The 26,122-nt window shown below is 72.6% G+C and carries 19 protein-coding genes; 9 read left to right on the top strand and 10 right to left on the bottom strand.

All coding sequences use genetic code 11. The annotated features are described in order from the left end of the window. Window positions 1-87 precede the first annotated feature (87 nt). On the top strand, window positions 88-900 hold the full coding sequence (locus KB893_RS01460; protein WP_211925545.1) for an FHA domain-containing protein: 813 nt from the start codon (window positions 88-90) through the stop codon (window positions 898-900). Here KB893_RS01460 and KB893_RS01455 read toward each other — a convergent pair. The 10 genes from KB893_RS01455 to KB893_RS01410 form a co-directional block, all read right to left on the bottom strand. Continuing rightward, window positions 876-1,577 carry a protein-methionine-sulfoxide reductase heme-binding subunit MsrQ gene (locus KB893_RS01455; RefSeq protein ID WP_211925544.1) on the bottom strand — a complete coding sequence of 234 codons (702 nt, stop codon included), beginning with the start codon at window positions 1,575-1,577 and terminating at the stop codon, window positions 876-878. The genes KB893_RS01460 and KB893_RS01455 overlap by 25 nt on opposite strands. After that, complete coding sequence (gene msrP / locus KB893_RS01450) at window positions 1,577-2,545, bottom strand: protein-methionine-sulfoxide reductase catalytic subunit MsrP (protein WP_211925543.1); 969 nt, start codon at window positions 2,543-2,545, stop codon at window positions 1,577-1,579. The genes KB893_RS01455 and msrP overlap by 1 nt, the downstream gene beginning before the upstream one ends. A 168-nt stretch (window positions 2,546-2,713) precedes the next feature. Then, window positions 2,714-3,391, bottom strand: coding sequence for a DUF2461 domain-containing protein (locus tag KB893_RS01445; protein WP_211925542.1), 678 nt, complete (start codon window positions 3,389-3,391; stop codon window positions 2,714-2,716). A 28-nt stretch (window positions 3,392-3,419) separates the two neighbouring features. Then, window positions 3,420-4,883, bottom strand: a complete 1,464-nt coding sequence (gene sbcB, locus KB893_RS01440; protein WP_211925541.1) for an exodeoxyribonuclease I — start codon at window positions 4,881-4,883, stop codon at window positions 3,420-3,422. A gap of 53 nt (window positions 4,884-4,936) precedes the next feature. After that, window positions 4,937-5,629, bottom strand: coding sequence for a basic secretory protein-like protein (locus KB893_RS01435; RefSeq protein ID WP_211925540.1), 693 nt, complete (start codon window positions 5,627-5,629; stop codon window positions 4,937-4,939). Between the two features lie 9 nt (window positions 5,630-5,638). Further along, window positions 5,639-8,971, bottom strand: a complete 3,333-nt coding sequence (locus KB893_RS01430) for a GH92 family glycosyl hydrolase (RefSeq protein WP_211925539.1) — start codon at window positions 8,969-8,971, stop codon at window positions 5,639-5,641. Then, a complete protein-coding gene (locus KB893_RS01425; protein ID WP_246505222.1) occupies window positions 8,968-10,134 on the bottom strand; it encodes an AGE family epimerase/isomerase in 1,167 nt (388 codons plus the stop codon). The genes KB893_RS01430 and KB893_RS01425 overlap by 4 nt, the downstream gene beginning before the upstream one ends. Before the next feature lie 77 nt (window positions 10,135-10,211). Further along, window positions 10,212-11,195 (bottom strand): carbohydrate kinase family protein, encoded by a 984-nt coding sequence (locus KB893_RS01420; protein WP_211925537.1) that lies wholly within the window; start codon window positions 11,193-11,195, stop codon window positions 10,212-10,214. Next, on the bottom strand, window positions 11,192-12,466 hold the full coding sequence (locus tag KB893_RS01415) for a sugar MFS transporter (RefSeq protein ID WP_211925536.1): 1,275 nt from the start codon (window positions 12,464-12,466) through the stop codon (window positions 11,192-11,194). The genes KB893_RS01420 and KB893_RS01415 overlap by 4 nt, the downstream gene beginning before the upstream one ends. Next, the gene (locus KB893_RS01410) at window positions 12,463-13,560 is read right to left on the bottom strand and encodes a LacI family DNA-binding transcriptional regulator (protein ID WP_213173338.1); all 1,098 of its coding nucleotides are present in this window, start codon (window positions 13,558-13,560) and stop codon (window positions 12,463-12,465) included. The genes KB893_RS01415 and KB893_RS01410 overlap by 4 nt, the downstream gene beginning before the upstream one ends. A 157-nt stretch (window positions 13,561-13,717) precedes the next feature. Here KB893_RS01410 and KB893_RS01405 point away from each other — a divergent pair, with 157 nt between their 5' ends. The 8 genes from KB893_RS01405 (at window position 13,718) to KB893_RS01370 (ending at window position 26,085) form a co-directional block, all read left to right on the top strand. After that, a complete protein-coding gene (locus KB893_RS01405; protein WP_211927873.1) occupies window positions 13,718-16,027 on the top strand; it encodes a GH92 family glycosyl hydrolase in 2,310 nt (769 codons plus the stop codon). Between the two features lie 298 nt (window positions 16,028-16,325). After that, the gene (locus tag KB893_RS01400) at window positions 16,326-17,009 is read left to right on the top strand and encodes a 2Fe-2S iron-sulfur cluster-binding protein (RefSeq protein WP_246505218.1); all 684 of its coding nucleotides are present in this window, start codon (window positions 16,326-16,328) and stop codon (window positions 17,007-17,009) included. Next, complete coding sequence (locus tag KB893_RS01395; RefSeq protein WP_211927871.1) at window positions 17,006-17,998, top strand: FAD binding domain-containing protein; 993 nt, start codon at window positions 17,006-17,008, stop codon at window positions 17,996-17,998. Before KB893_RS01400 ends, KB893_RS01395 begins: the two co-directional genes overlap by 4 nt. Window positions 17,999-18,012: 14 nt before the next feature. Further along, the gene (locus KB893_RS01390) at window positions 18,013-20,205 is read left to right on the top strand and encodes a xanthine dehydrogenase family protein molybdopterin-binding subunit (RefSeq protein WP_213173337.1); all 2,193 of its coding nucleotides are present in this window, start codon (window positions 18,013-18,015) and stop codon (window positions 20,203-20,205) included. A gap of 134 nt (window positions 20,206-20,339) precedes the next feature. Then, window positions 20,340-20,909 (top strand): (2Fe-2S)-binding protein, encoded by a 570-nt coding sequence (locus KB893_RS01385; RefSeq protein ID WP_213173336.1) that lies wholly within the window; start codon window positions 20,340-20,342, stop codon window positions 20,907-20,909. Next, window positions 20,906-21,970 (top strand): FAD binding domain-containing protein, encoded by a 1,065-nt coding sequence (locus KB893_RS01380; protein ID WP_213173335.1) that lies wholly within the window; start codon window positions 20,906-20,908, stop codon window positions 21,968-21,970. The genes KB893_RS01385 and KB893_RS01380 overlap by 4 nt, the downstream gene beginning before the upstream one ends. Continuing rightward, complete coding sequence (locus KB893_RS01375; protein ID WP_213173334.1) at window positions 21,967-24,261, top strand: xanthine dehydrogenase family protein molybdopterin-binding subunit; 2,295 nt, start codon at window positions 21,967-21,969, stop codon at window positions 24,259-24,261. Before KB893_RS01380 ends, KB893_RS01375 begins: the two co-directional genes overlap by 4 nt. 201 nt (window positions 24,262-24,462) lie before the next feature. Continuing rightward, complete coding sequence (locus KB893_RS01370; protein WP_211925848.1) at window positions 24,463-26,085, top strand: ABC-F family ATP-binding cassette domain-containing protein; 1,623 nt, start codon at window positions 24,463-24,465, stop codon at window positions 26,083-26,085. Window positions 26,086-26,122: the final 37 nt, after the last annotated feature.

Below are 26,122 nucleotides of genomic sequence, written 5' to 3'. Positions count from 1 at the left end.
CGTGCGTGGACGATGTGCCAAAGTGCCTAGAATGACAGACCCTTCGACGCTGGCGACGCACGCGGCGCGAGCGCAGCCGGAAGCCGCATGCGACTGACCTTCCCCAATGGCGAGCATCCCGACGTGGCGCTGGCGGGCGAGCGCGTCACGCTCGGGCGCGCAGCGGACAACCGGGTGGTGCTCGACATGGCCGGCATCGCCGCCCGCCAGGCGCTGATCGCCAGCGAGCACGGCGGCACCTGGCTGTGCCTGGTGGGGGAGGAGGCACGCGCACACGTCAATGCGCGCGCGGTGCACCGGCTTGCGCTGCTGCGTCCGGGCGACACCGTCACCCTGGCCGGCGTGCGCATGCTGCTGCAGGGCGACGTCGACACGGCGGAGACCACCGCCGAGCCCGCGCCCGCCGAGCGGCTCGCGGGGCTGCGGCACGTGCTGCGCGGCGTGGCCGGTCCCCATTTCGGCCGCTGCTACTCGCTCGAGGCACCGCGCATCCTCGGCCGCGGCGGCGGCGCCGACATCCGCCTGCCCGATCCCGCGATCGGCGAGCGTCACGTCGCCATCGAACTGGTCGGTCGCGAGGTGCGCCTGCGCGCGCTCGGCGCCGAGCCCTGCCTCGTCAATGGTCAGCCGGTGCGCACGGCGCGGCTGCGCGTCGGCGACCAGGTCGCGATCGAGCAGCACCGCTTCGTGCTGGAAGGCCCGCCGCACGCGCCGGGGGCGGCGACGCTGGCCCCGGAGGCGCTGGATGAGCTGCCGCTGCCCGAGGTGGTGCGGGAGCCGGACCCGGTGCCGAGGCGGTGCGAGCCGGTGGGCATGGCCTGGTGGCTGCTGCTCGCCGCCGCGCTCCTCGGCGGCGCGATCACTGCATTGCTGGTCTACGCCCCGCGCTTCAGCGGCTGAGACGCGGACGCGCGCCGCGGCGCCGCCTTCGCCGCCTTCGCCGCACGCAGCCGATACCAGATGCGGATGCCGAACAGCACCGCGAGGATCGCCGCATACAGCGCCGGTTCGCGCAGGTCGGCCTTCACCAGCCACACGAAGTGCAGCACGGCGAGGACCGCCGCGACGTACACCAGCCTGTGCAGTTGCGCCCAGCGGCGGCCGAGCCTGCGGATCGCCCTGGTGGTCGAGGTCGAGGCCAGCGCCAGCAGGATCAGCCAGGCGCCGAAGCCCACGATGATGTAGCTGCGCGTGGTCAGGTCCTCGAGGATCTGCGCCCACAGCCCGCCGAGGTCGAGGAACAGGTAGGTCGCGAAGTGCAGGCTGGCGTAGAAGAAGGCGTACAGCCCGAGCATGCGTCGGAAGCGCACCCAGCCCGGCCAGCCGGTGAGGCGCCGCAGCGGGGTGATCGCCAGCGACACCAGCAGCATGCGCAGCGCCCACAGGCCGGTGAAGTGGGTGATCGCGGCGACCGGGTCGGCGCCGAGCGCGTCGCCACCCTGGAAGGCGTCGAGGACGCGCCAGCCGAGGACGCCGGCCGGCACCAGCGCGAGCAGGTGGACCAGCGTCTTGGCCGCGATCCAGCGCGGCTGCGGGCGGCGTCGCGGACGCGCGGGTGCGGCGCTGCGCGCGGCCATCAGAACCACTTGCGCAGGTCCATGCCCGCGTAGAGCGGCGCGACCTGCTCGGCATAGCCGTTGAACGGCCGGGTCGGGATCCTGCCGGCGAAGATGCGGTTGCCGCCGCCGGCGATGCGCCGCTCGCTGGCCTGGCTCCAGCGCGGGTGGGCGACCGCCGGATTGACGTTGGCGAAGAAGCCGTATTCGCGCGGCGCCGACTTGTTCCAGCTGGTCGGCGGCATGTCCTCGGTGAACTCGATGCGCACGATCGACTTGATGCCCTTGAAGCCGTACTTCCAGGGCACGACCAGGCGCAGCGGCGCGCCGTTCTGGTTGGGCAGGGGGCGCCCGTACATGCCCACCGCCAGGAACGCGAGCGGATGCATCGCCTCGTCGATGCGCAGCCCCTCCTCGTACGGCCAGTCCAGCACCGGATAGCGCAGGCCCGGCATCTGCCGCGGGTCGTCCAGGGTCACGAAGCGCACGTACCTGGCATTCGAGGTCGGCTCGAACTGCCTGAGGAAGGTGCCCAGCGGCATGCCCAGCCACGGGATCACCATCGACCAGGCCTCGACGCAGCGCATCCGGTAGATGCGTTCCTCGCCGGCGCGGTCCTTCAGCAGGTCCTCCAGCGCGAAGGTGCCGCGCTTGCCGGCGGCACCGCCCACGGTGACCGACCACGGCACCGGCTGCAGCGTGTGCGCGTTCTCCGCCGGATCGGCCTTGCCGGTGCCGAACTCGTAGAAGTTGTTGTAGGTGCTGGCGTTGGCGAAGCGCGTCTGCTCCTCGCTGGTGCGGAAGCCGTCGGGCGTGTCGGTGGCGGCATCGGCGGCGCCGCCGGCGGCGGGCGTGTCGGCCTCCGCGCAGCCGGCGAGCCCCAGCAGCGGCGTGGCCAGCGCCGCGCCCATCAGCTGGCGGCGGGCCCGGTAGACGGGCTCCGGCGTGATCTCGGACGGCAGGACGTCGGCGGGACGGCGGATCAGCATGGTCGGCTCCGGGCAGCGCGGAAGGGCGGCTTGCGAGGGTCAGACGCACGGCGCCGCCGAAAAGTTCGCGCGGACCGCAGCGTCGGGCGAGGGAAGCACGTCTGGCGCGGGGGTGGCGTCAGCGCGAAACGGCCTCCGCGCCGCGACCGCCGTCCCCACGCGCCCGCTTCAGAACGGCAGGTCGAGGGCCGCGCACAGGTAGTCGACCAGCGGTGCGGTGGCGCGCACGCCGGCCAGGATCTCCTCGCGCAGGTCCTCGCCGAGGACCACCGTCGCGTCGAAGCGGCGCGAGGCCACGAAATCCTTGCGCTTGAGGTCCTCGATCAGCGGATGCTCGGGCGGGAAGCCGCGCGGCGGCCGCTTGAGCGTCTCGCCGCCCCAGGCCGCCTCGCGCCCGATGCCGGCGGTGGCCTCGGTCCACGCGGTCGGGTTCTCCAGCAGGAAGTCGCGCAGCCGGCGCAGCGTCGGCGCGTCCGGCTGCCACAGGCCGCCACCGGCGTAGCCGCCGCCTGCGTCGACGTGGAAGTAGAAGCCGGGTGCGTGCACCTCGCGCGCGCGCTCGTGGAACAGCCGCGCCGCCGCCCAGGTCTTGTACGGGCTCTTGTCGTTGGCGAAGCGGGTGTCGCGCTGGATCCGGAACAGCGAGCCGCCGACGCGGCGCGGGTCGGCGCGGAAGTGGGGGCTGATCGCGGCCAGTCCCGGCTGCAGGTCGGTGATGAGCTGCAGCATCGGCTCGCGGAGGTGGCGCTCGTAGTCGGCCTTGTGGGCCTGGAACCAGGTGCGGTCGTTGTTGCGCGCCAGGCCGCGCAGGAAGCGGAAGGTCTTGTCGGTGAAGTAGGTCGTCATGTCGGCAGAAGGAGGCGGAACAGGGCACCTACGGGGGCGAGGCGGGAGCGGATGGGGCGAGGTCGCCCTGCAGGCGCCGGCCCCATTCGGCGTAGGCGTCCATCAGCACCTGCGTGGCGCCGTCGGGATGGGCGCTGCGGATCGCGGCGATCTCGGCGAAGTAGGAGGCGAAGTCGTACTCGCTGCACTCGCTGCCGGGCGCCAGCCGCCCGCGCCGGAACGCGTCCCAGCGCTCGCGGCCGGCGGCATCCAGCGACTCCGGCCAGTTGCGCGCGCGGTAGCGGAACAGGAGCTCGCCGAAGCGCGGATCGGCGAAGGGGAATGCGTCCGCGGTCAGCGCCTCCGGTGGCGCTGACCGCACGCGCGCGAAGCGGGCGCGATCGGCGTCCGGGATGAAGCCGTCGTAGAGCGCGCCGTCGACGTCGCCACCGCCGCCCCGCGGCGGCCGCGCGAACACCCGCCGCAGCTTCTCGGGAAGGTCGGCGTCGGCGCGCAGCCGCGCCGCGCGCGCCAGGGCCACCCCCGGGTCGATGCCGAGCCGCGCGTAGTCGGCCTCGCGCAGGTGGCGGATCGGCACCAGCGCCGGGCAGCGGTTGAGGTGCACTTCCTTGAGCCCGATCCGCGCCTCGCCCTCGGGCAGGTCGGCGCGCGGCGTGTACAGCCGGTCGGCGATGTCCCCGGCGTCGAGCTCCAACAGGGCGTCGGGGGGCTGGTCGAGGTCGGCGACGATGACGCGGCTGTCGATGGCCGGATGCCGCGCGATCGGCAGCACCAGCGCCGCGCACAGGCGGCTGGCGGGATAGCGCCCGGACACGTGCAGCAGCGGCTCGCCATGGACCACGTCGACGAGGCCGCCGCAGTGCTTCTTGCTGCGCAGCGTCAGCCCGTAGTCCCACAGTCGCGGCTGCGCGGCGCGCAGCCTCCGCGCCAGGCCGATCAGCGCCTCGACGTCCGACAGCGCCTCGTGGGCGCGGCTGTGGCCGATGCCGTTGGCCGCGGCCAGCTCCTCGAGGCGGAAGCTGGGGCTGCCATCCTCGCGCCGCGGCCACTCCAGGCCCTCGGGCCGCAGCGCGTGCGCCAGGCGCATGAAGTCGAGCAGGTCCCAGCGCGAGTTGCCGCCGCGCCACTCGCGCTCGTAGGGGTCGAAGAAGTTGCGGTAGAGCGCGTGCCGCACGAACTCGTCGTCGAAGCGCAGCGAGTTGTAGCCGAGGCTGCAGGTGCCCGGACGGCTCATCTCCTCGTGGATGCGCGCGACGAACTCCGCTTCCGGCAGCCCGTCGCGCTGCGCCCGTTGCGGACTGAGGCCGGTGATCATCGCCGCGCCGGGCGAGGGCAGCAGGTCGTCGGCAGGACGGCAGAACAGCGAGACCGGCGCCTCGGCCTGCTCCAGGTCCGCATTCGTGCGGATCGCCGCGAACTGGGCGATGCGCGTGCGCCGCGGATCGCGGCCGAAGGTCTCGAGGTCGTACCAGAGGAAGCTGGGTGCGGTCATCCCGCTATGGTTCCACGCGCGCCGCGGAGTGTCATCGCGGCGACGCGGCCGATTCAGTCGGAGATGATGCGGTTGGCGCTGCGCTCGGCGGCGTAGCGGTTCCACAGCGTCGCGACGTCCTCGCCGGCGAGCGCGGACCAGGTGGCGTCGTCGTAGCGGCCCTCGCGCAGCGCCGCGTCCAGGCCCTTCACCAGCCCCGCATGGCGCTGTTCCGCCCACTTCAGGAAGGCCGCGGTGACGCGATAGCCGCTGTCGTGGCGATGCTCGGGCGTCACCGTCTCCGGCAGCGCCCAGCCCGCGGCGGCGTTGTCGCGGCCGTAGGCGTCGCGCGCCCAGTCGGCGATGCCCTCGGTGAGCCAGCCGGGCGCGTCGCCGTCGCCGTAGGCCTGCACGATGTGCATGGCCTCGTGGGTGACGAGATCGGTGTCGCCCGGATGCCTCTCGAGCCAGCCCGGGTTGATGGTCATGACCGCGCCGTCGACGTAGGCGATGCCGTCGTAGGCCGGATCGACGGTGATCGTCACCGCACTGGCCGCGCCCGGGTTGAAGTCGGCGCGCTGGCGCGCGTAGGCGGCGAAGAAGGTCTCGATGATCGCCTCGTCGGTGGCGCGGGGCAGGGCGTCGCCCGCGTCGACGAAGGTGAGCGTGGTGCCGTCGCGTTCGACGGTGGCCTCGAAGGCGTGCGCGCCGCCGCTGGCGGCGAGGGCGAGGGCGAGGGCGGCGGCGGACAGGGTGGAGCGGAGCATGGCGGTCCTTCAGTGGGCGGGCGGCGCGGCGGGTGCGGTGTCGAGAAGCTCGATCTCGGCGAGCTGCAGCCGCGCGGGCCCGTCGAAACGGATCCGGAACTCGCGCATCGACGCCGGCGCGTCGATGCGGAACGGCCGGGTCTGCAGCGGCCAGCGGAAGTCCTCGCCATCGCGGCGGTCGAGTACGGTCCAGGCGCCGCTGGCGTCGCGGCCTTCGAGGACCCAGCCCAACCCGTGCAGCGGCCGCTCGCCCGAGGTCAGCGTGTAGAAGCGCGGCGCCGCGGCGCGGTCCAGGCGCAGGGCGACGACCGGCTCGCGGCCGCTCGCGTCGACGATGGTGCGGGCGTCGTCGTCCAGCAGCGTGGACGCGTCCTCGCCGTCGCGGTGCACGACCCGCGCGTCGCCGCCCCCGGCGAGGTCGCGCAGCGGCATCGGCATGCCGCCGGCCGCGGTGAGCGACGGCGGCATGTCCTCAGGCGCGCTGCCCCAGGCGGACGGCTCCGGCCCGAGCACGAAGTCCAGCGTCGCGCCCGCGGCGACGATCTCGTGCGGGATCCACGGCCGGGTCCAGGCCTGCCCATCCACCTGCAGCGACTGCACGTAGACATTGTCGCGGTCGTTGCCGGGCGCGTTGACCACCAGCTCGCGCCCGTTCGGCAGGTGCACCACCGCGCGTTCGAACGGCGGCGAGCCGCTCGCGTACTCCGGGGCGCCCATCCGCAGCGGGTACAGGCCGAGTGCGGCGAACAGGTACCAGGCCGACATCTCGCCGTTGTCCTCGTCGCCGGCGTAACCCTGGCCGATCTCGCTGCCGAGGTAGAGGCGGCCGAGGATCCCGCGCGTGATCGCCTGGGTCTTCCACGGCTGGCCCGCGTGGAGGTACATCCACGGGATGTGGTGCGAGGGCTGGTTGCTGTGCGCGTACATGCCCATGCGTACGTCGCGCGCCTCGGTCATCTCGTGGATGACGCCGCCGTAGCTGCCGACCAGGCGCTCGTCGGCGGTCTCCGGCGTGGCGAAGAAGGCGTCGAGCCTGGCGGCGAGCCCCGCGCGCCCACCGTACAGGGCGGCGAGGCCGGCGCCGTCGTGCGGGGCGGTGAAGGCGAAGGTCCAGCCGTTGGCCTCGGTGTAGTCGTGGCCCCAGACGCGCGGGTCGTAGTCCGCCGGCGACAGCCGCCATCCGCCGTCGGCGTCGCGGCCCTGGAAGAAGCCGACCGCGGGGTCGAAGAGCCTGGCGTAGCCGGCGGCGCGGGCGCGGAAGTAGGCGGCCTCGTCCGCATAGCGGCGGCGACGCTGCGGATCGGTGGCGTCCGCCGCCAGCCGCTCGGCCATGCCGGCGATGCCGAAGTCGTTGAGGGCGCCTTCCAGCGTCCACGACATGCCCTCGTGCACCGAGGTGTCGGCATAGCCGCGGAAGGTCGAGCGGGCCATGCCCTTGCGGCCGACGTGGCGGTCGGGCGCGACCACGGTGGCGTTCTTCAGCGCCGCCGCATAGGCCTCCTCGGGATCGAAGCCGCCCACGCCCTTGGCGAAGGCATCGGCGAATGCGACGTCGGAGCTGGTGCCGACCATCAGGTCGGCGTAGCCCGGCGACGACCAGCGCGCGATCCAGCCGCCGGCGCGGTACTGCTCGACGAAGCCCTGCACCAGCTCGCCGGCGAGCGTGGGCGCGAACAGGGCATAGGCCGGCCAGGTCGTGCGGAAGGTGTCCCAGAAGCCGTTGTTGACCGCCACCCGGCCGTCGCGCACCGGCGCGAAGGTACGCGTGGCGTTGCCTTCGGCGTTGTCGTCGGACCACGAGTTCTGGCTGGCGTAGCGCCAGTCGGGCGCCTCGGCGGTGCCCGCGTTCTCGTGGCCGGAGTTCGGGTACAGGAACAGGCGGTAGAGGTTGGAGTAGAGCGTGGCGAGCTGGTCGTCGCTCGCGCCCTCGACCTCGATCACGCCCAGCCGCGCGTCCCAGGCCGCCTGCGCCCGCGCGGCGACATCGGCGAACGACTCGTCCTCGCCGATCTCCAGCGCGAGGTTGTGCCAGGCCTGCTCGACCGAGATCAGCGAGGTGGCGATGCGCATCTCCACCGCGCGCCCGCGCCCGGCGTCGAACTTCACCCAGCCGGTCGGCCGCCCGGTGCCGTCGATCCGGCCGCTGTCGCGCCAGGGCCGGTCGAAACGGGCGACCACGAACATGCGCGTGGCGCCGGTCGACAGCCCGCTGCGCACGTCGGTCCAGCCGCTCAGGGTCTGCGCGGCGGGATCGAGCGTCAGCCCGGCGCGACCGTCGACGTTGTCGAACAGCAGGTTCGCGTCGCCTCCTTCCGGGAAGGCGAAGCGGAACACGGCGGCATGGTCGGTGGGTGCGATCTCGGCGGTGATGCCGGCATCGAAGGCCACCCGGTAGTGATGGGGCCGGGCCAGTTCGGCGTCATGGGAGAAGGCCAGCGCGCGCGCCTCGCGGTCGGCCTCGGGCGCGCCCGGCGTCGCCGAGGGCATCACCTGGAAGGTCTGGCGGTCGGCCATCCACGGGCTGGTCTGGTGGCTCAGGGCCAGCGCCTGCAGGCGCGGGCGGTTGTCGGCGCCGTTCTGCTCGCTCCAGCGGTAGAGCCAGTTGAGCGTCCCCGCGTCGGTGACCGGGGTCCAGAAGTTGAAGCCGTTCGGTACGGCCGTCGCCGGGAAGTTGTTCCCGCGCGAGAAGCGGCCGTTGGACTGGGTGCCGCGCGTGGTCGAGACCCACTCCGACGGCCGTTCGACCGCGCGCCGCGGCACCGCCCCGAGCGCGATGTCGTCGATCCAGCCGCGCGCCTCGCTTCCCTCCGGCGGCGCGACCTGCAGTTCGAGCGCGACCACCCGGCGCCCGCGCAGCGCCGGCACGTCGCCCAGGCGCACGGCCTTGCGCGCCCACTGCTGCGGATACAGGGTCTTCGAGTCGCCCTGCGCCGCGGCGCCGGGGGCCACGCCGTGCTGGTCGCGGACCGGCAGGTCGGAGATGCGGCGGCCGTCGTCGAGCACCGCATCGAGCGAGACGTAGGTGGAGGCGACGGTATCGCCGTCGACGATCTCCGGCAGCACCAGCCACGACAGCGTGGTATCGGCATCGATCCGCAGGTCGGTTTCGAACAGCCGTCGCGTGCCGGTGCCCCGGTAGCGCAGGGCATGCAGGCCGCTGTAGCCGACGCCGGCCCTGGCCGCGTAGGGATCCGCAGGCCCGCCGCCGACCACGAGCGCGGGACCGGCACCGTCGCCGGCGGGCACGGCTTCCCCGGGCTCGAAGGAGGTGCGGAAGGCCTCGGCGCCTGGGGCGGCCGGGGCGACGAGGAGCAGGGCGAGGGCGAGCCTGTGCCGGATCATCGTTCCGCCTCCGCGACGCTGGGAGCGCGCATGCCGTCGTCGCCGCGCAGCACGTTGAGCACTTCGTGGCAGGCGCCCATGGTGTGGTAGTCGGTCTTGCCGGCCGGGCTCTTCTCGTCGGAGTACCTGCGGTTGCGGCGGTCGAGGATGCGGTACCAGGCGCCGTGCTCGTGGTCGACGAAATGCGTCCAGGCGTAGGCCCAGAGCCGGTCGTACCAGTCGGCATAGGCCTGCTCGCCGGTGCGCGCGTGCAGCAGCATCGCCGCGGCCAGGCTCTCGGCCTGCACCCAGAAGTACTTGTCGTCGTCGCAGACCCGGCCTTCTGGATCGAAGCCGTAGGCGATGCCGCCGTGCCCGGCGTCCCAGGCGCGGGCGAGCGCGGTGTCGAACAGGTGCCGCGCGGTCGGCAGCAGCCAGTCGGCCTCGACGTGGCGGTCGAGGATCAGCAGCAGCTTGGCCCACTCGGTCTGGTGCCCGGGCTGGAAGCCCCAGGGCTTGAACAGGTGCTTCGGGTCGTCGCGGTTGTAGTCCCAGTCGACGTTCCAGTCGCGGTCGTAGTGCTCCCATACCAGGCCGCCGGCCCTCGCCGCCTGGCGGCGGGTCATGCCGTCGGCCAGCAGCAGGGCGCGGTCGAGGTAGCGGCGCTCTGCGGTCGCCTCGAAGGCAGCCAGCATCGCCTCGCACAGGTGCATGTTGGCGTTCTGGCCGCGGTAGCCGGAGAAGGTCCAGTCGGCGCTCGCCTCGTCGCGGTAGAGCCCGTGCCCGGGTTCGAAGAAGCGCGACTCGAGCAGGTCCCAGGTCTCGTCGATCCACGGTCGCGCGTCGTCGATGCCGGCCTTGAGCGCGCTGGCGTAGGCCAGCAGCACGAAGCCGGTGCCGTAGGCCATGTTGGTGCGGTCCTCCGGCACGCCGTCGCGGATCGTCCAGGCGTAGCCGCCGGTGGCGGGATTGCGGTGGACCACGCGCAGGTAGCGCAGGCCGTGGCGGGCGAGGTCGAGATCCTCGGGAGAGCCGAACTCGCGCGCGGCCATCGCGAAGTTGAAGACGAAGCGGGTGCTGCTGACCAGGTGCCGGTGCGAGGCGTCGTAGACGCTGCCGTCGTCGCGGAAGTACTGGCGGTAGCCGCCGTCGGGATCGATCACGTTGGGCCGGTAGAAGCCCATCGTGTCGGCGATGTGCTGGCGCAGGACGCCGGGATCGCGGAAGTCGGGAACGGGCGAGGCGGGCAGGGCGGGTCGGCTCACGGGTTCTGTTCCAGGAAGGCGAGGACGTCGGCGTGGGTGGGCATGGCGGCGAAGGCGCCGTGGCTCTGGGTGGCGCGCGCGCCGCAGGCCGATGCGAAGCGCAGGAGCGAGGTCATCGCCGCGGCGTCGGCGGCGAGCGCGACGAGATCGTCCGCGCCGGCGCCGCGCGCCAGGAGCTGTGCGAGCAGGCCGGCGACGAACGCGTCGCCGGCGCCGGTGGTGTCCACCGCGCGCACCGGCACGACCGGGTAGGCGCCATGGCTGCCGGCGGCATGCCAGGTCACCGGGCCACTGCCGCCGTCGGTGACCACGACCAGGCGCGCACGGTGCTGCAGGAGGCGTTCGAGTACGGCTGCATCGGAGCCTTCGCACTCGGCGAGCCAGTCCATCTCGCTGCGCGAGAGCTTCACCAGCGCGGCTTCCGCCAACGCCGGCCACACCTCGGCGTGGAGGTCGGCGCCGGCCTCCCAGAGGTTGGTGCGCAGGTTGAGGTCCATGCTCACCAGTGCGCCGGCCTCGCGGGCGCGGCGCATGCCGGCGACCGTGGCGCCGCGCGCCGGCTGCGCGGTGAGGCTGTTGGAGCACACGTGGAACACCGCGCAGCCGGCGAAATCGGCGGCGTCGAACTGCGCCGGCTCGAACAGCAGGTCGGCCGCGGGCGGGCGGTAGAAGCTGAAGCTGCGCTCGCCCTCGGCATCGAGGTCGACGAAGGCCAGCGCCGTCTTCGCCTCTGCGGTGCGGCGGACGCCGCGGGTGTCGACGCCGGCGGCGGCGAGTTCCGCGGCGAGGAAGTCGCCGAACAGGTCCGCGCCGAGCATGCCGACGAAGCGCGAGGCCACCCCCAGCCGGGCCAGCGCCACGGCCACGTTCGCGGGCGCGCCGCCGGCATTGCGCAGGTAGGCGCGCGGCGCATCCGGGGCGGACTCGGGCGCGGCGAGGAAGTCGATCAGGGCCTCGCCGAAGCAGACGACGGCGCTCATGCCTGCGCGTCGTCGACGCGCGCGTGGCCGCGGCTGCCGATGAACCCGTAGAACACGATGTAGAGGTAGCCGCAGGCCGGCAGCAGGAACGACCAGCGCAGGCCCACGGTGTCGGCGATCGCGCCCTGCGCCAGCGGGAACAGCGCGCCGCCGACGATGGCCATCACCAGCAGGCTCGACGCGGAACTGGTCGCCGCGCCCATGCCGCGGATGCCCAGCGAGAAGATGGTCGGGAACATCACCGAGTTGAACAGGCCGACCGCCACGATCGCCCACAGCGCGATCTCGCCGCCGGCGACCACCGACAGCAGCACCAGGGCGGCGGCGGCGAGTCCGGCCGCCCCCAGCACGCGGCCGGCATCCAGGGTGCGCAGCAGGGCGAAGCCGACGAAGCGGCCCACCATCGCCGTTCCCCAGTAGTAGGTGACGTAGGTCGCGCCGTCGGCGTGACTCAGGCCCGCGACCTCGGGAAGCGCGAGGTAGTTGATCAGCAGGCTGCCGATGGCGACCTCGGTGCCGACGTAGATGAAGATGCCGAGCACGGCCAGCAGCAGGCCGCGGTGCTGCAGCAGGACGCCGAGCCGAGGGCGGCGCTGGGCCGCGGCGGCGCCGGTGTCGGAGGTGCCGGCGAGGCGGATCCGGAACAGGAACACCGCGAGCCCGAACAGCACCAGGGCGAGGACCAGGTAGGGCATCTGCAGCGCACGCGCCTGCTCGTGCTGGTAGGCGAGCGCCTCGGCCGGCGGCAGCTGGGCCAGCTCGGCCGCGCCGAGCGCCGCTGCCGAGAAGATCAGGACGCCGCCGAGCTTGGGCCCGAGCGTCGCTCCCAGCGAGTTCATCGCCTGCGCCAGGTTGAGTCGGCTCGAGGCCAGCCGCTCCGGCCCGAGCAGGCCCACGTAGGGATTGGCGGCGACCTGCAGCGTGGTGATGCCCGAGGCCAGGACGAACAGCGCGCACAGGAACAGCGGGTAGGACGGCGCCGCGGCCGCGGGCCAGAACAGCAGCGCACCCAGGCCCGACACGACCAGGCCGATGGCCATGCCGCGCTGGTAGCCGACCCGCCCGACCAGCCGCCCGGCCGGCACCGACATCACGAAGTAGGCGCCGAAGAACGCCGACTGCACCAGCAGGGAGATCGTGTAGTTCAGGGCGAACACGGTCTGGAAGTGCGGGATCAGCACGTCGTTGAGGCTGGTCAGCAGCCCCCACATGAAGAACACGGTGGTGGCGACCGCGAGCGCGGTGCCGTGGGTGGAGCGGGGCTCGGTCATCGGAGGGTGGTCCGGTTGGTGGTGGCGTCGGGCGCCGTGAAGGCGGAACTCGCGCGTGCGACGAGCTGCACGGGCGCGATGAGCGTCCGGGGCGGAGTCTCCGGCGCGCGTACCCGCTCGAGCAGCAGCGTCGCGGCCTGGCGCCCGCGCGCCCGCGGTTCGGTTGCGACCGTACTCAGGGTGGGCACGCTGGCAGCGGCCTCGGGGATGTCGTCGAAGCCGGTCACCGCGAAATCGTGGCCGGGCAGGATCCCGCGCGCGGCCAGTCCCAGCATCAGGCCGAGCGCGACCGCGTCGTTGTAGGCCACCGCCGCGGTCGGCGCGGGATCGCGCACGAACAGCGCGCCGGTGCTCGCCGCCGCCTGCAGTCGGGTGGCCGTGCATTCGACCAGCCAGCGCGGCTCGGGCTCGATTCCGGCCTCGCGCAGCGCCTGCAGGTAGCCGCTGCGGCGCTGCCGGCAGGAACTCGATCCGGCATGCCCGCCGAAGAACGCGATCCGGCGATGGCCCTGCGCGAGCAGGTGCGCGGTCGCCTGGCGCGCGCCCTCGGCGTTGTCGGTGCCGAGGAAGTCCCAGTCGCCGCCCTCGACCTCGCGGTTGAACACCAGCACCGGCGTGTGCAGCCCGACCACCGCGCGCACGTCCTGCGCGCGGCTGCCCTCGGCGGGGGAGAGGATGACCCCGGCGGGGCCGTGCTCGACCAGCGAGGCGAGCACCGCCCGCTGGCGCTCCACCGATTCGCCGGTGCTGGCCAGCAGCATGACGTGGCCGACGTCGGCCAGCGCCTCGTCCACGCCCGCGGCGAACTCGGCGAAGAAGGGATTGGAGAGATCGTTGATGACCAGCGCGACGCTGGTCGACGCCTTGCGGCGCAGGTTGGCCGCGCCGCGGTTGTAGACATAGCCCTGGCGCCGGATCTCCGCCTCGACGCGCGCGCGCGTCGCCGCACCGACCAGGGGGCTGCCGCCGAGGACCAGCGAAACCGTGGCCCGGGACACGCCCGCCGCGGAGGCGATGTCGGCGACGGTGACGCGGCGGCGCTGCGGCGGAGAGGGAGGAGTCACGGCGTTGGATCGATCCAAATTGGGCCGCATCCTGAACGGAACTTCAGCATCCGGCAATCCTGCAACGCAGCAGCGACAGGCAAGGCCTGTGTGCTAGCGTCATCTGAATCGAGCCAAATCGAGGGAGCCGATCGTGCCCAAGCCGTCGCAGTGCCTGTCCGCCATCCCGCTCGCCGCCGCGCTGGTCATGGGCGTCGGCCAGGCCGCGCCCGCGGCGTCGTCGAGCGACGCCTACGGTCACGCCGACCCGATGATAGGCACCAGCGGCGACGGCCACACCTTTCCCGGGGCGACCGTGCCGTTCGGCATGATCCAGCTCAGCCCGGACACGCGCACGCGGCACTTCAAGGAAAGCTACGACTGGGCCGCGGGCTACCGCCATGACGACCGCAGCATCGCAGGCTTCTCCCACACCCACTTCTCCGGCAGCGGACATTCCGACCTCGGCGACGTGATGCTGATGCCGATCGCCGGCGACGTGCACCTGCGCCCCGGCGAGGTCGACGACGAGGGCCGCAAGGTCGGCGAAGGCTATCGCAGCGGCTTCCGCCACGACACCGAGACCGCCGAGCCCGGCTACTACGCGGTCACCCTGGACGACTACGGCGTGCGCGCCGAACTCACCGCCAACCGCCGCGTCGGCCTGCACCGCTACACCTTCCCCGCAGGACGCCCCGCGCACGTGCTGCTCGACCTCCGTCACAGCATCTACGACTACGAGGGCAAGGTGCTGTGGTCGCGGGTGCGCATCCGTCCGGACGGCACCGTCACCGGCATGCGCGAGACGCGCGGCTGGGCGCCGGGCCGGCAGCTGTACTTCGCGATGCGCTTCTCGGCGCCGCCGTCCGCGCACCGGCTCGAGAACCGCGAGACGCCCGAGTACAAGGGCTTCGCCACGCCGGCCGCGCGCGATCCGGCGGCGCGCGCGCAGATCGAGGGGCGCGACCTGGCTGCGGTGTTCGACTTCGCCGACCGCGGCGACGAGCCGCTGCTGGTCAAGGTCGCGATCTCGACCGTCAGCGAGGACGGCGCCGTCGGCAACCTCGACGCGGACATGCCCGGCTGGGACTTCGACGCCACCCGTGCCGCCGCCCGCACGGCCTGGAGCGAGGCGCTCGGCGCGGTGGAGATCGACGCTTCGGAGGCGATGAAGACCAACCTCTACACCGCGCTCTACCACACGATGCAGGCGCCGAGCCTGGCGATGGACGCCGACGGCCGCTACCGCGGGCCCGACAACGCGGTGCATCGCGCCGACGGCTTCGAATTCCATTCCACCTTCTCGCTGTGGGACACGTATCGCGCCCTGCATCCGCTGCTGACCCTGGTCCAGCCCGAGGAGCAGAACGCCGACTTCGTCAACTCGCTGATCGCCGCGCGCGAGCACAGCCCCTACGGAATCCTGCCGGTGTGGTCGTTCCACGGTCTGGAGACCTGGTGCATGATCGGCTATCACGCGGTGCCGGTGGTCGCCGACGCGATCATGAAGGGCATCGACGGCATCGACGCCGGGCGCGCGCTCGAGGCGATGACCGCCAGCGCCGAATACGCCCCCTACGGTGGGCTGGGCGACTACATGAAGCTCGGCTGGGTCGCGATCGACCGCGAACCCGAGGCCGCGTCCAAGACGCTGGAATACGCCTTCGACGACTGGACCATCAGCCGCGTCGCCCGCAGGCTGGGCGAGGACGCGATCGCCGCGCGCTACGAGCAGCGCGCGCAGAACTACCGCAACGTCTTCGACACCGCCACCGGCTTCGCCCGGGCGAAGAACAGCGACGGCAGCTTCCGCGAGCCCTTCGACCCGGACAAGGCGGGCTACGGCTCCGACTACACCGAGGGCAACGCCTGGCAGTACTCCTACTACATGCCGCAGGACGTCGCCGGCCTGATCGGGCTCATGGGCGGCGACCGGAAGCTCGTCGACCGGCTCGATGCGATCTTCGACGCCGAGGTCGATCCGGAGAGCTTCGCCCACGTCGAGGACATCTCCGGCCTGATCGGCAACTACGCGCACGGCAACGAGCCGAGCCACCACATGGCTTATCTGTACGTGTACGCCGGCCAGCCGTGGCGCACGCAGGAGCGGCTGAAGCAGATCGTCCAGAGCCAGTACCACCCGGGGCCCGAGGGCCTGGTCGGCAACGACGACCTCGGCCAGATGTCGGCGTGGCTTGTGTTCACCGCCCTGGGCTTCTACCCGGTCGCGCCGGGCAGCAACGAGTACGTGATCGGGCGGCCGTTCGTGGAGCGTGCGGTGCTGAACCTGCCCAACGGGCGGCGCTTCGCCATCGAGACCGAGAACCTCGACGAGGCCAATACCTACGTCGGCGCGGTCACCCTCGACGGCGAGCCGCTGGCGCGCAGCGTGCTGACCCACGCGCAGATCATGGCCGGCGGCACGCTCCGCTTCCGCATGCAGGCGGAGCCGAATACGGAGTGGGGCCGGGCGCCGGAGGCGCGTCCGTTCTCGATGTCGACCTATCCGGCACGCTGATTTTCACGCGGCGTTCGCACTTTCGCTCCTGACGCGCCGCATCATCGGGCGCCGGTCGCGATCGTCGCGACCGACCGCGGCGCAGGGGCGCCGCGTCCCACCCAGGTCGATCCGGCGCCGGCCATCGCGTCGGATCGTCACCCAGGCAAGGAGTGACACCATGCGTGATGCCCTCGATTCCGGGGCGCCCGGAGCCGTGGCCGCAGGCCGGGCCGACGACGCCCTGACCGACGACGAGGCCGCCATCGCGCGCCGCCTCGGCGTCACCGGCCTCAGCCGCCGTGAATTCCTCGCGCTGATGTCGGCCGCCGGCCTCGGCGCCACCGGCGCCGGCGCCCTGCTCGCGGGCGACGCCGCGGCGGCCGCGCCCACCGGCGCCGCGCCGGCCAACGCGGTGCCGGTCACGCTGCGCGTCAACGGCGCCAGCCATGCGCTCCAGCTCGACCCGCGCACGACGCTCCTCGATGCCCTGCGCGAGCACCTCGCGCTCACCGGCACCAAGAAGGGCTGCGACCACGGCCAGTGCGGCGCGTGCACGGTCATCGTCGACGGCGAGCGCAGGCTGTCGTGCCTGACCCTCGCCGCGCAGGTCGACGGCGAGGCGGTCACCACCATCGAAGGTCTCGCCGACGGCGACCGCCTGCATCCGATGCAGGCCGCCTTCGTCGAGCACGACGGTTTCCAGTGCGGCTACTGCACGCCGGGGCAGATCTGCTCGGCGGTGGCGCTGCTGTCGGAGATCGAGCGCGGCGACGCCAGCCACGTCACCGCCGACGTCAGCCGCAAGGTCACCGAACTCACCGACGCGGAAGTGCGCGAGCGCATGAGCGGCAACATCTGCCGCTGCGGCGCCTATCCGAAGATCGTCGCCGCGATCCAGGACGTGCACAGCGGCGGCGCGCCGCGTCCGCTGACCTGGCGCTACGTCGGCCAGGACGAGCTGCTGGCGCTGAACCTGCCGGCGACCGGAGGTGCCGCATGAATCCCTTCACCTATGCCCGCGCCGGCAGCGCCGAGGATGCGGTCCGCCGCGTCGCGGCCGAGCCCGGGGCCCGCTTCCTCGGCGGCGGCACCAACCTGATCGACCTGCTCAAGGAAGGAGTGATGAGCGCCGACGCCATCGTCGACGTGACCCGCCTCGAGCTGCGCGACATCGCCGAGACCGAGGACGGCGGGCTGCGCCTCGGCGCATTGGCGAAGAACACCGCCACCGCCAACCACGAGCTGGTGCGCACCCGCTACCCGCTGCTGAGCCAGGCCATCCTCGCCGGCGCCACCATGCAGCTGCGCAACATGGCCACCAACGGCGGCAACCTGATGCAGCGCACCCGCTGCAACTACTTCTACGACACCGCGCTTCCCTGCAACAAGCGCGAGCCTGGCAGCGGCTGCGGCGCGCTCGAGGGGCTCAACCGCACCCATGCGATATTCGGCCACAGCGAGCACTGCATCGCGGTGCATCCGTCCGACATGTGCATCGCGCTGGCGGCGCTGGACGCGACGGTGCACGTGCGCACGCCACAGGGCGGCATGCGCAGCATCGCCTTCGAGGACTTCCACGTCCTGCCGACCGCGCGCGCCGACATCGACAACCAGCTCGCCCACGGCGAGCTGATCGAGGCGATCACGCTGCCGGCGGCCGGCTTTGCCCGGCACCACCACTACCTCAAGGTGCGCGACCGCGCGAGCTACGCCTTCGCCCTGGTGTCGGTGGCTGCGGCGCTCGACCTCGACGCGGGTGGGCGCATCCGCGAGGCGCGGCTGGCCATGGGCGGCGTGGCGCACAAGCCCTGGCGCGCACGCGCCGCCGAGCGCGCGCTGCGCGGGCAGGCGCCGGGCGAGGCCGCCTTCGCCGCCGCGGCGCAGGCCGAGATGGCCGCCGCGCGCCCGCTGGAACACAACGCCTACAAGGTCGAGCTCGGCCGCCACGCCATCGTCCGCGCGCTGCACCGCGCGGCCGGCACCGCCTGATCAAGGACCACGCCATGAACTACATCGGCAAGGAAATGCGCCGTGTCGACGGCATCGCCAAGGTCACCGGCAGGGCCCGCTACGCGGCGGAGTTCCAGGTGCCCGACGTCGCCTACGGCTACATCGTCACCAGCACCATCGCCAGGGGCCGCATCACGGCGATGGACACCGCCGCGGCCGAGGCCGCCCCCGGCGTGATCAAGGTCCTCACCCACCACAACGCGGTCCAGCCCGCCGCCACCGAACGCGAGGACGCGCAGCCCGACCTCTCGTTCCACGCGCTCACCGGCGACCGCATCAGCTTCAACATGCAGCCGGTGGCGGTGGTCGTCGCCGAGACCTTCGAGCAGGCCCGCCATGCCGCGCGCCTGGTCCGGGTCGAGTACGCGGCGGAGACGCCGCACACCGACGTACTCGCGCTGCTCGACCAGGCCGCCGACCCGAGCCCGGAGGAGTCGCCGCCACCGCGCGGCAATCCGGCCGAGGCGCTGGCCGCCGCGCCCGTGCGGATCGAGGCGCGCTACACGCACCCGATCGAGCACCACAACCCGATGGAGCCGCACGGCGGCATCGGCTACTGGCAGGGCAACCGGCTCACCGTCATCAACAAGAGCCAGAACGTCCACCAGGACCGCGGCCTGCTCGCCGCCTACTTCGGCATCCCGGTCGAGAACGTCAACGTCATCTCGCTGTTCGTCGGCGGCGCGTTCGGTTCGTCGCTGCGCCCGAACTACTACACCTTCCTGCTCGGGATGGCCTCGAAGGCGGTGGGGCGGCCGGTCAAGATCGTCTACACCCGGCGGCAGATGTTCACCGGCCACGGGCACCGCCCGTTCTACCGCTTCGACATCGCGCTGGGCGCCGACGAGCGCGGCCGCCTGCAGGCGATCGACTACCGCCACGTCATCAACTCCTCGACCACCGAGGCCTACAACGAGACCTTCTTCCGCAACGCGCGGACGATGTACGCCTGCCCGAACGTCAACGACAGCTTCCAGGTCGTCGAGACCGACCTGCCGACGCCGCAGGCCATGCGCGCGCCGGGCACGGTCAGCCAGATGTTCGCGATCGAGTCGGCGATGGACGAGCTGGCCTACGCGCTGAAGATGGACCCGCTCGAACTGCGCCTGGTGAACTACGCCGAGACCGACCCCGAGACCGGCAAGCCGTTCTCGAGCAAGGCGCTGCGCGAGTGCTACGCGCTGGCGGCGGAGAAGTTCGGCTGGAAGGACCGCAACCCCGAGCCGCGCTCGATGCGCGACGGCCGGCTGCTGGTCGGCTGGGGCATGGCGACCGGCACCTGGGCCGCGATGCAGCAGGAGGCCACGGCGAGCATCGTGCTCAAGGACGACGGCACCGCGGTGGTCGGCAGCGCGACCTCCGACATCGGTCCCGGCACCTACACCACGATGACCCTGATCGCCGCCGACAGCCTCGGGATGGACGCATCGAAGGTGCGCTTCGAGCTCGGCGACACGCGCCTGCCCAGGGCGCCGTCGCAGGGTGGATCGTGGACCACCGCGAGCGTCGGCAGCGCCGTGCACGGTGCGGCGAAGGCGCTGCGCAAGCAACTGCTGGAACTCGCCCAGACCGACCGTGACTCGCCGTTGCGCGGCCTGGATGTCGAGGCGGTCGAGTTCGCGGGGGGCGCCGTCCGGCCGAAGGGCGGAGGCGAGGGCGTCGACATCGCCGGGCTGCTGCGCCGCCACCGCATGCCGCAGATCGAGACCCGCCATACCTCGACACCGCCGGCCGAGCGCGAGAACTACGCCACCGCCGCGCACGGCGCGCAGTTCATCGAGGTCAAGGTCGACCCCGACAGCGGCATGGTCGCGGTGACCCGCGTGATCGAGGCCACCGCCTGCGGTCGCATCATGAATCCGCTGACCTCGCACAGCCAGGAGATGGGCGCGGTGGTGATGGGCATCGGCATGGCGCTGAGCGAGGCCACCGAGGTCGACCACCGCTTCGGGCGCATGCTCAACCCGACGCTGGCCGACTACCACGTGCCGGTCAACGCCGACATCCAGCACATCGAGACGATGTTCGTCGAGGAGAACGACACCATCGTCAACGAGCTGGGCGTCAAGGGCATGGGCGAGCTCGGCATGGTCGGCATCCCGGCTGCGGTCGCCAACGCGGTGTTCCATGCCACCGGCAAGCGCATCCGCGACCTGCCGATCACGCCGGACAAGCTGATCGGCTGACGCAGGGAGATGCGACGGGCGGCGCCGGCGCGCCGCCCGCTCGTCGGATGCGGCACGGGCACGGTGCCGCGTCGACGTGGAGGCGACGCGCGCGCGGCCAAGGTCGGTGTTCGTCACGCCAACCGGACCCCGCCATGGCCGCCACCGCACCGCGCGCCGAGCCCGTCTCGTCGCACGCCACGCCGCCGCCTCGCTACCCCGTCACCCTGCGCATCAACGGGAAGATCCACGCGCTCGAGCTCGAGGCCTGGGTCTCGCTGCTGGACCTCCTGCGCGACCGCCTCGACCTCACCGGCACCAAGAAGGGCTGCGACCACGGCCAGTGCGGTGCCTGCACGGTCCTGGTCGACGGCCGCCGCATCAATGCCTGCCTGACCCTGGCCGTGATGCAGGACGGGCGCGAGATCACCACCATCGAGGGCCTCGCCGAAGGCGATGCGCTGCATCCGCTGCAGCAGGCCTTCATCCGCCACGACGCCTTCCAGTGCGGCTACTGCACCCCCGGACAGATCTGCTCGGCCGCCGGGCTCATCAACGAGGGCGAGGCCCGCAACGTCGACGACATCCGCGAACTCATGAGCGGCAACCTGTGCCGCTGCGGCGCCTATCCGCAGATCGTCGACGCGGTCAACGAGGTCATGGGCCTGCCGGGGCAGGGCGACGAGGACGACCGCGATGTGGTGATCGGGACGGTGCCGGCATGAACCCCATCACCTACGTCCGCAGCACCGAGGCGAGAGCCGCTGTCGCCGAGATCGGCGTCGCCGAAGGATCGAGCACCGCGGGAGGGCTGCCGAAGTTCATCGCCGGAGGCACCAACCTGGTCGACCTGATGAAGGAGAACGTGATGCGGCCGGGCAAGCTGGTCGACATCAACGGCCTCGGGCTCGACGCGGTGGAAGAGGCCGAGGACGGCGGCCTGCTGCTCGGGGCGCTCGGGCGCAACGCCGACACCGCCTACCACCCGCTGGTGCGCGAACGCTATCCGCTGCTGTCGAGCGCGATCCTCGCCGGGGCCTCGCCGCAGATCCGCAACATGGCCAGCAACGGCGGCAACCTGCTGCAGCGCACGCGCTGCTACTACTTCTACGACGCCGGCATGCCCTGCAACAAGCGCAACCCCGGGGCCGGCTGCTCGGCGATCGGCGGGCTGACCCGGCTGCACGCCATCCTCGGGGCGAGCGAGCACTGCATCGCCACCCATCCCTCCGACATGTGCGTGGCGCTGGCGGCGCTGGATGCGCGCGTGCGGGTCGTTTCGCAACGCGGCGAGCGCACGATCGACTTCGCCGAATTCCACCGCCTGCCCGGCGACCGCCCCGACCAGGACACCACGCTCGCCCACGACGAACTGATCACCCACATCGCGCTGCCGCCGGCGCCGCGGTTTGCGGCGCACTCGGCCTATCTCAAGCTGCGCGATCGCGCGTCCTACGCCTTCGCCCTGGTCTCGGTCGCGGCGGCGCTCGACCTCGGCGACGACGGCCGCATCCGCGAAGCGCGCGTCGCCCTCGGCGGCGTCGCGCACAAGCCGTGGCGCCTGCCCGCCGCCGAGGCGCTGCTGGCCGGCGCGGCGCCGTCGAGCGATGCCTTCGCGCGCGTGGCCGATGCGCTGCTCGAGGGGGCGCAGGGGCAGGGCGGCAACGAGTTCAAGATCCCGATGGCGCAGCGTGCGGTGGTGCGCGCGCTGGAGACCGCGGCGGCCGGCACGGTCCGCAACGACAGCGCGGGCGACCGCGCCGGCAGCACGGAGGACGCGACATGAATGCACTGGTTTCCGGCCTGAACGCGCCCGTTGCCGATCCCGGTACCGGCCGGGTCGAACGCGGCAGCGCAGTGCCGCGCATCGACGGCCGCGACAAGGTCGCCGGCCGGGCGCGCTATGCCGCCGAGCATCCGGTCGACGGCATGCTGTTCGGCGTCGTCGTCAACAGCACGATCGCCCGCGGGCGCATCGCCGGCTTCGACCTCGCCGCCGCGCTGGAGGTGCCGGGCGTGGTCGAGGTGATCACCCACGAGCATCGGCCGAAGATGCGTTCGCTCGGCGCCTTCTACAAGGACATGACCGCGCCCTGGGGTTCGCCGTTCCGGCCGCTGTACGACGACGAGATCCAGTACAACGGGCAGCCGGTGGCGCTGGTGGTGGCCGAGACCTTCGAGGCCGCGCGCTATGCCGCGTCGCTGGTCGGCGTGCGCTACGAGGAAGCCGCGCACGATACCAACCTGATGACCAACCTCGACCGCGGGCACCCGCCGAAGCGGCTCAAGGCCGGCTATTCGCCGCCGCCGGACGAGAAGGGCGATGCCGCGGCCGCCTTCGAGGCCGCGCCCGTGCGGATCGACGCCGAGTACTACAGCGGCGTCGAGCACCACAACCCGATGGAGCTGTTCGCCTCGACCGTGATCCACGGCGACGACGGGCACCTCACGATCTACGACAAGACCCAGGGTTCGCAGAACAGCCGCTGGTACGTCTCCCACGTGTTCGGCCTGGCCAAGGACAAGGTCACCGTGCGCAATCCCTACGTCGGCGGCGCCTTCGGCTCCGGGCTGCGGCCGCAGTACCAGCTGCCGCTGGCGGTGATGGCGAGCCTGATGCTGAAGCGCTCGGTGCGCGTGGTGATGACCCGGCAGCAGATGTTCACCTTCGGCCATCGCCCGGAGACCTGGCAGCGCGTGCGCCTGGCCGCCGAACGCGACGGCACGCTCGTCTCGATTCGCCACGAGGCGGTGGCCGAGACCTCGCGGTTCGAGGACTACTGCGAGGTGGTGGTGAACTGGTCCGGCCAGCTCTACGCCTGCGACAACGTCAAGCTCGACTACCGCGTGGTGCCGCTCGACCAGTACAGCCCGCTAGACATGCGCGCGCCCGGCGCCGCCCACGGCATGCACGCGCTGGAAGTGGCGATGGACGAACTGTCCTATGAACTCGGCATCGACCCGCTCGAGCTGCGCCTGAAGAACTACGCCGAACGCGATCCGATGAAGGACCTGCCGTTCTCGAGCAAGGAGCTGCGCGCCTGCTACGCGCAGGGCGCCGAGCGCTTCGGCTGGTCGAAGCGGCCGCCGGCACCGCGCTCCATGCGCCACGGCAGCGAACTGGTCGGCTGGGGCATGGCCACCGGGACCTGGGACGCGATGCAGATGTTCGCCCGCGCCAGCGCGGTGCTGCATGCCGACGGGCGCCTGGTGGTCAGCAGCGCCGCCACCGACATCGGCACCGGCACCTACACCACGATGGCGATGATCGCCGCCACCGCGCTCGGCCTGCCGCTGGAGAAGGTCACCTTCCAGCTCGGCGACTCGACCCTGCCGGTCGCGCCCATCGAGGGCGGCTCCTCGCACGTGGCCACGGTCGGCTCGGCGGTGGAGGGCGCCTGCGAGAAGCTCGGCCGGCGCCTGTTCAAGCTCGCCCGCGGGCGCGACGGCTCGCCACTGGCGGGCGCCGACTTCGAGGACGTCGAGTTCGTCGACGGCAGCATCCGCCGCCGTGGCGATGCCGCCAGCGCCATCGCCCTCACCGCGCTGCTGGAGGAGGCCGGCGAGGCCTGCATCGAGGAGAAGTACCTGCTCCTGCCCAAGATCCTCAAGCAGAAGAAGTTCGTGCGCGCCACGCACTCGGCGGTGTTCTGCGAGGTGCGCGTGGACGAGGCCTTCGGCACGGTGCGGGTGACGCGCGTGGTCAGCGCGGTCGCCGCCGGCCGCATCATCAACGCGCAGACCGCACGCAGCCAGGTCAGCGGCGCGGTGGTGTGGGGCATCGGCCAGGCGCTGCACGAGGAGACCCATGCCGACCACCGCTTCGGCCGCTTCATGAACCACAACATCGCCGAGTACCACGTCTCGGTGAACGCTGACATCCACGACATCGACGTGATCTTCGTCGACGAGGACGACCGCATCGTCAGCCGCCTCGGCGCCAAGGGCGTGGGCGAGATCGGCATCGTCGGCGTGGCCGCCGCAGTGTGCAACGCGATCTACCACGCCACCGGTCGCCGCGTACGCAGCACGCCGATGACGCCGGAGAAGGTGATGGCGCCCGATCCGGCGGCGTGAGGCGGTGCCGCGACGCCACGCGCCGCGTGGCCTAGACTGCGCGGACGCACCAGGAGCCTTTCCCCCGACATGTGATCGAGCGATTCCTTCCGTAGACCCGCCGCGGACCGGAGAGGCCGTGCGCCGCGATGGCGCGCCGGCACCGGCCGCGGCGCCTTCGCCGCCGGCATGCGTCCGGCGGCATCGACGGAGCATCCTCGCATGTCCGATCCGCGCATCCGCGTGTCGCATCTTCGTTTCGCCTGGGCCGACGGCACGCCGGTCTTCGAGGGCCTCAGCTTCGCCCTGGGCGCGCAGCGCACCGGCTTGGTCGCGCCCAACGGCGCCGGCAAGAGCACCCTGCTGCGTCTGATCGCCGGCGAGCTGGCGCCGCTCGCGGGGCAGGTCGAGGTCGCCGGGCGGCTCGCCTACCTGCCGCAGCATCGCCGCCTGGCCGGCCAGGCGAGCGTGGCCGAGGTGCTCGGCATCGCGCCGACGCTGGCCGCGCTCGCGGCGATCGCCGCCGGCGATGCGCGGCAGGCGCTGTTCAATGCGGTGGGCGAGGACTGGGACATCGCCGAGCGCAGCCGGTCCGCGCTCGCGCGCCTCGGCCTCGGCGACGTCGACCTGCACCGCCGCATGGCCACCTTCAGCGGCGGTGAGGCGATGGCACTGGAACTGGCCGCGCAGCTGCTGCGCAGGCCCGGGGTGCTGGTGCTCGACGAGCCTTCCAACGATCTCGACCGGAACGCGCGGCAGCGCCTGTACCGCGTGCTCGAGGCGTGGGAGGGCTGCCTGCTGGTGGCCAGCCACGACCGCGCGCTGCTCGCGCGGATGACGCAGATCGCCGAACTCGACGACGGTGCCCTGCGCATCCACGGCGGCGACTTCGACGCCTGGCAGCGCAGCGTCCGCGCGGAGCAGGCCGCCACCGAGCAGGACGTCCGCGGGCTCCGGCAGGCGCTGCGCCGCGAGCAGCGCCAGAAGCAGGAGGCGCGCGAGCGTGCGGAGCGTCGGGCCGGTGTCGCCCGGCGCCGGCTGCCCGACGCCGGCCTGCCGCGCATCGTCGCCGGCGGCCGCGCCCGCAGTGCGCAGGTGTCGGTGGCGAAGTCGGACGAGCGTCACGGCGCGAGCGTGGCCCAGGTCCGCGCGCGCCTGGACGCGGCGGTGCGCACCCTGCGCGAGACGCCCGACCTGGATTTCGCGTTGCCGGAGACGCGGGTGCCTGCCGGGCAGCTGCTGTTCGCCGGCGAGGGCCTGCGCGTGCAGCGCGGCGGGCGTGCGCTGTACGCGGCGCCGGGCCTGACGCTGGCAATCCGCGGACCGGAACGCATCGCCCTCGGTGGCCGCAACGGCGCCGGCAAGAGCACCCTGCTGCGCCTGCTCGCCGGCGAGCTCGCGCCGGACGCCGGCACGATCCGGCGCGGTGCGGGCCGCATCGCCTTCCTCCCGCAGCACCTGGACGTGCTCGACCCGGCGCGGAGCGTGCTCGCGAACCTCGGCCTGTCCGCGCCGCAGATGCCCGCGGCCGGGCGCAGCAACCTGCTGGCGCGGCTGCGCTTCCGCGGCGAGCGCATGCATCTGCCGGTCGCCGCGCTTTCGGGCGGCGAGCGCCTGCGCGCGGTGCTGGCCTGCGTGCTGCATGCCGAACCGCCGCCGCGCCTGCTGCTGCTCGACGAGCCGAGCAACAACCTCGACCTGGCGAGCGTGGCGGAGCTCGAGGCGGCGCTGCGCGCCTACGGGGGCGCGCTGGTGGTGGTCAGCCACGACCCGGCCTTCGTCGACGCCCTCGCCCCGACCCGGCGCCTGGTGCTCGAGGACGGCCGGCTCGTGGAGCGCGTCTGAGGCCGGGCCCGGCCATCGGCATCGCCTGCACGCGCGC

Source organism: Coralloluteibacterium stylophorae, from assembly GCF_018122625.2.
In the GTDB taxonomy this organism is placed as follows: domain Bacteria; phylum Pseudomonadota; class Gammaproteobacteria; order Xanthomonadales; family Xanthomonadaceae; genus Coralloluteibacterium; species Coralloluteibacterium stylophorae.
Note: the sequence above shows the minus strand (reverse complement) of the source record. Positions and strands in the feature narration are given on the sequence as shown.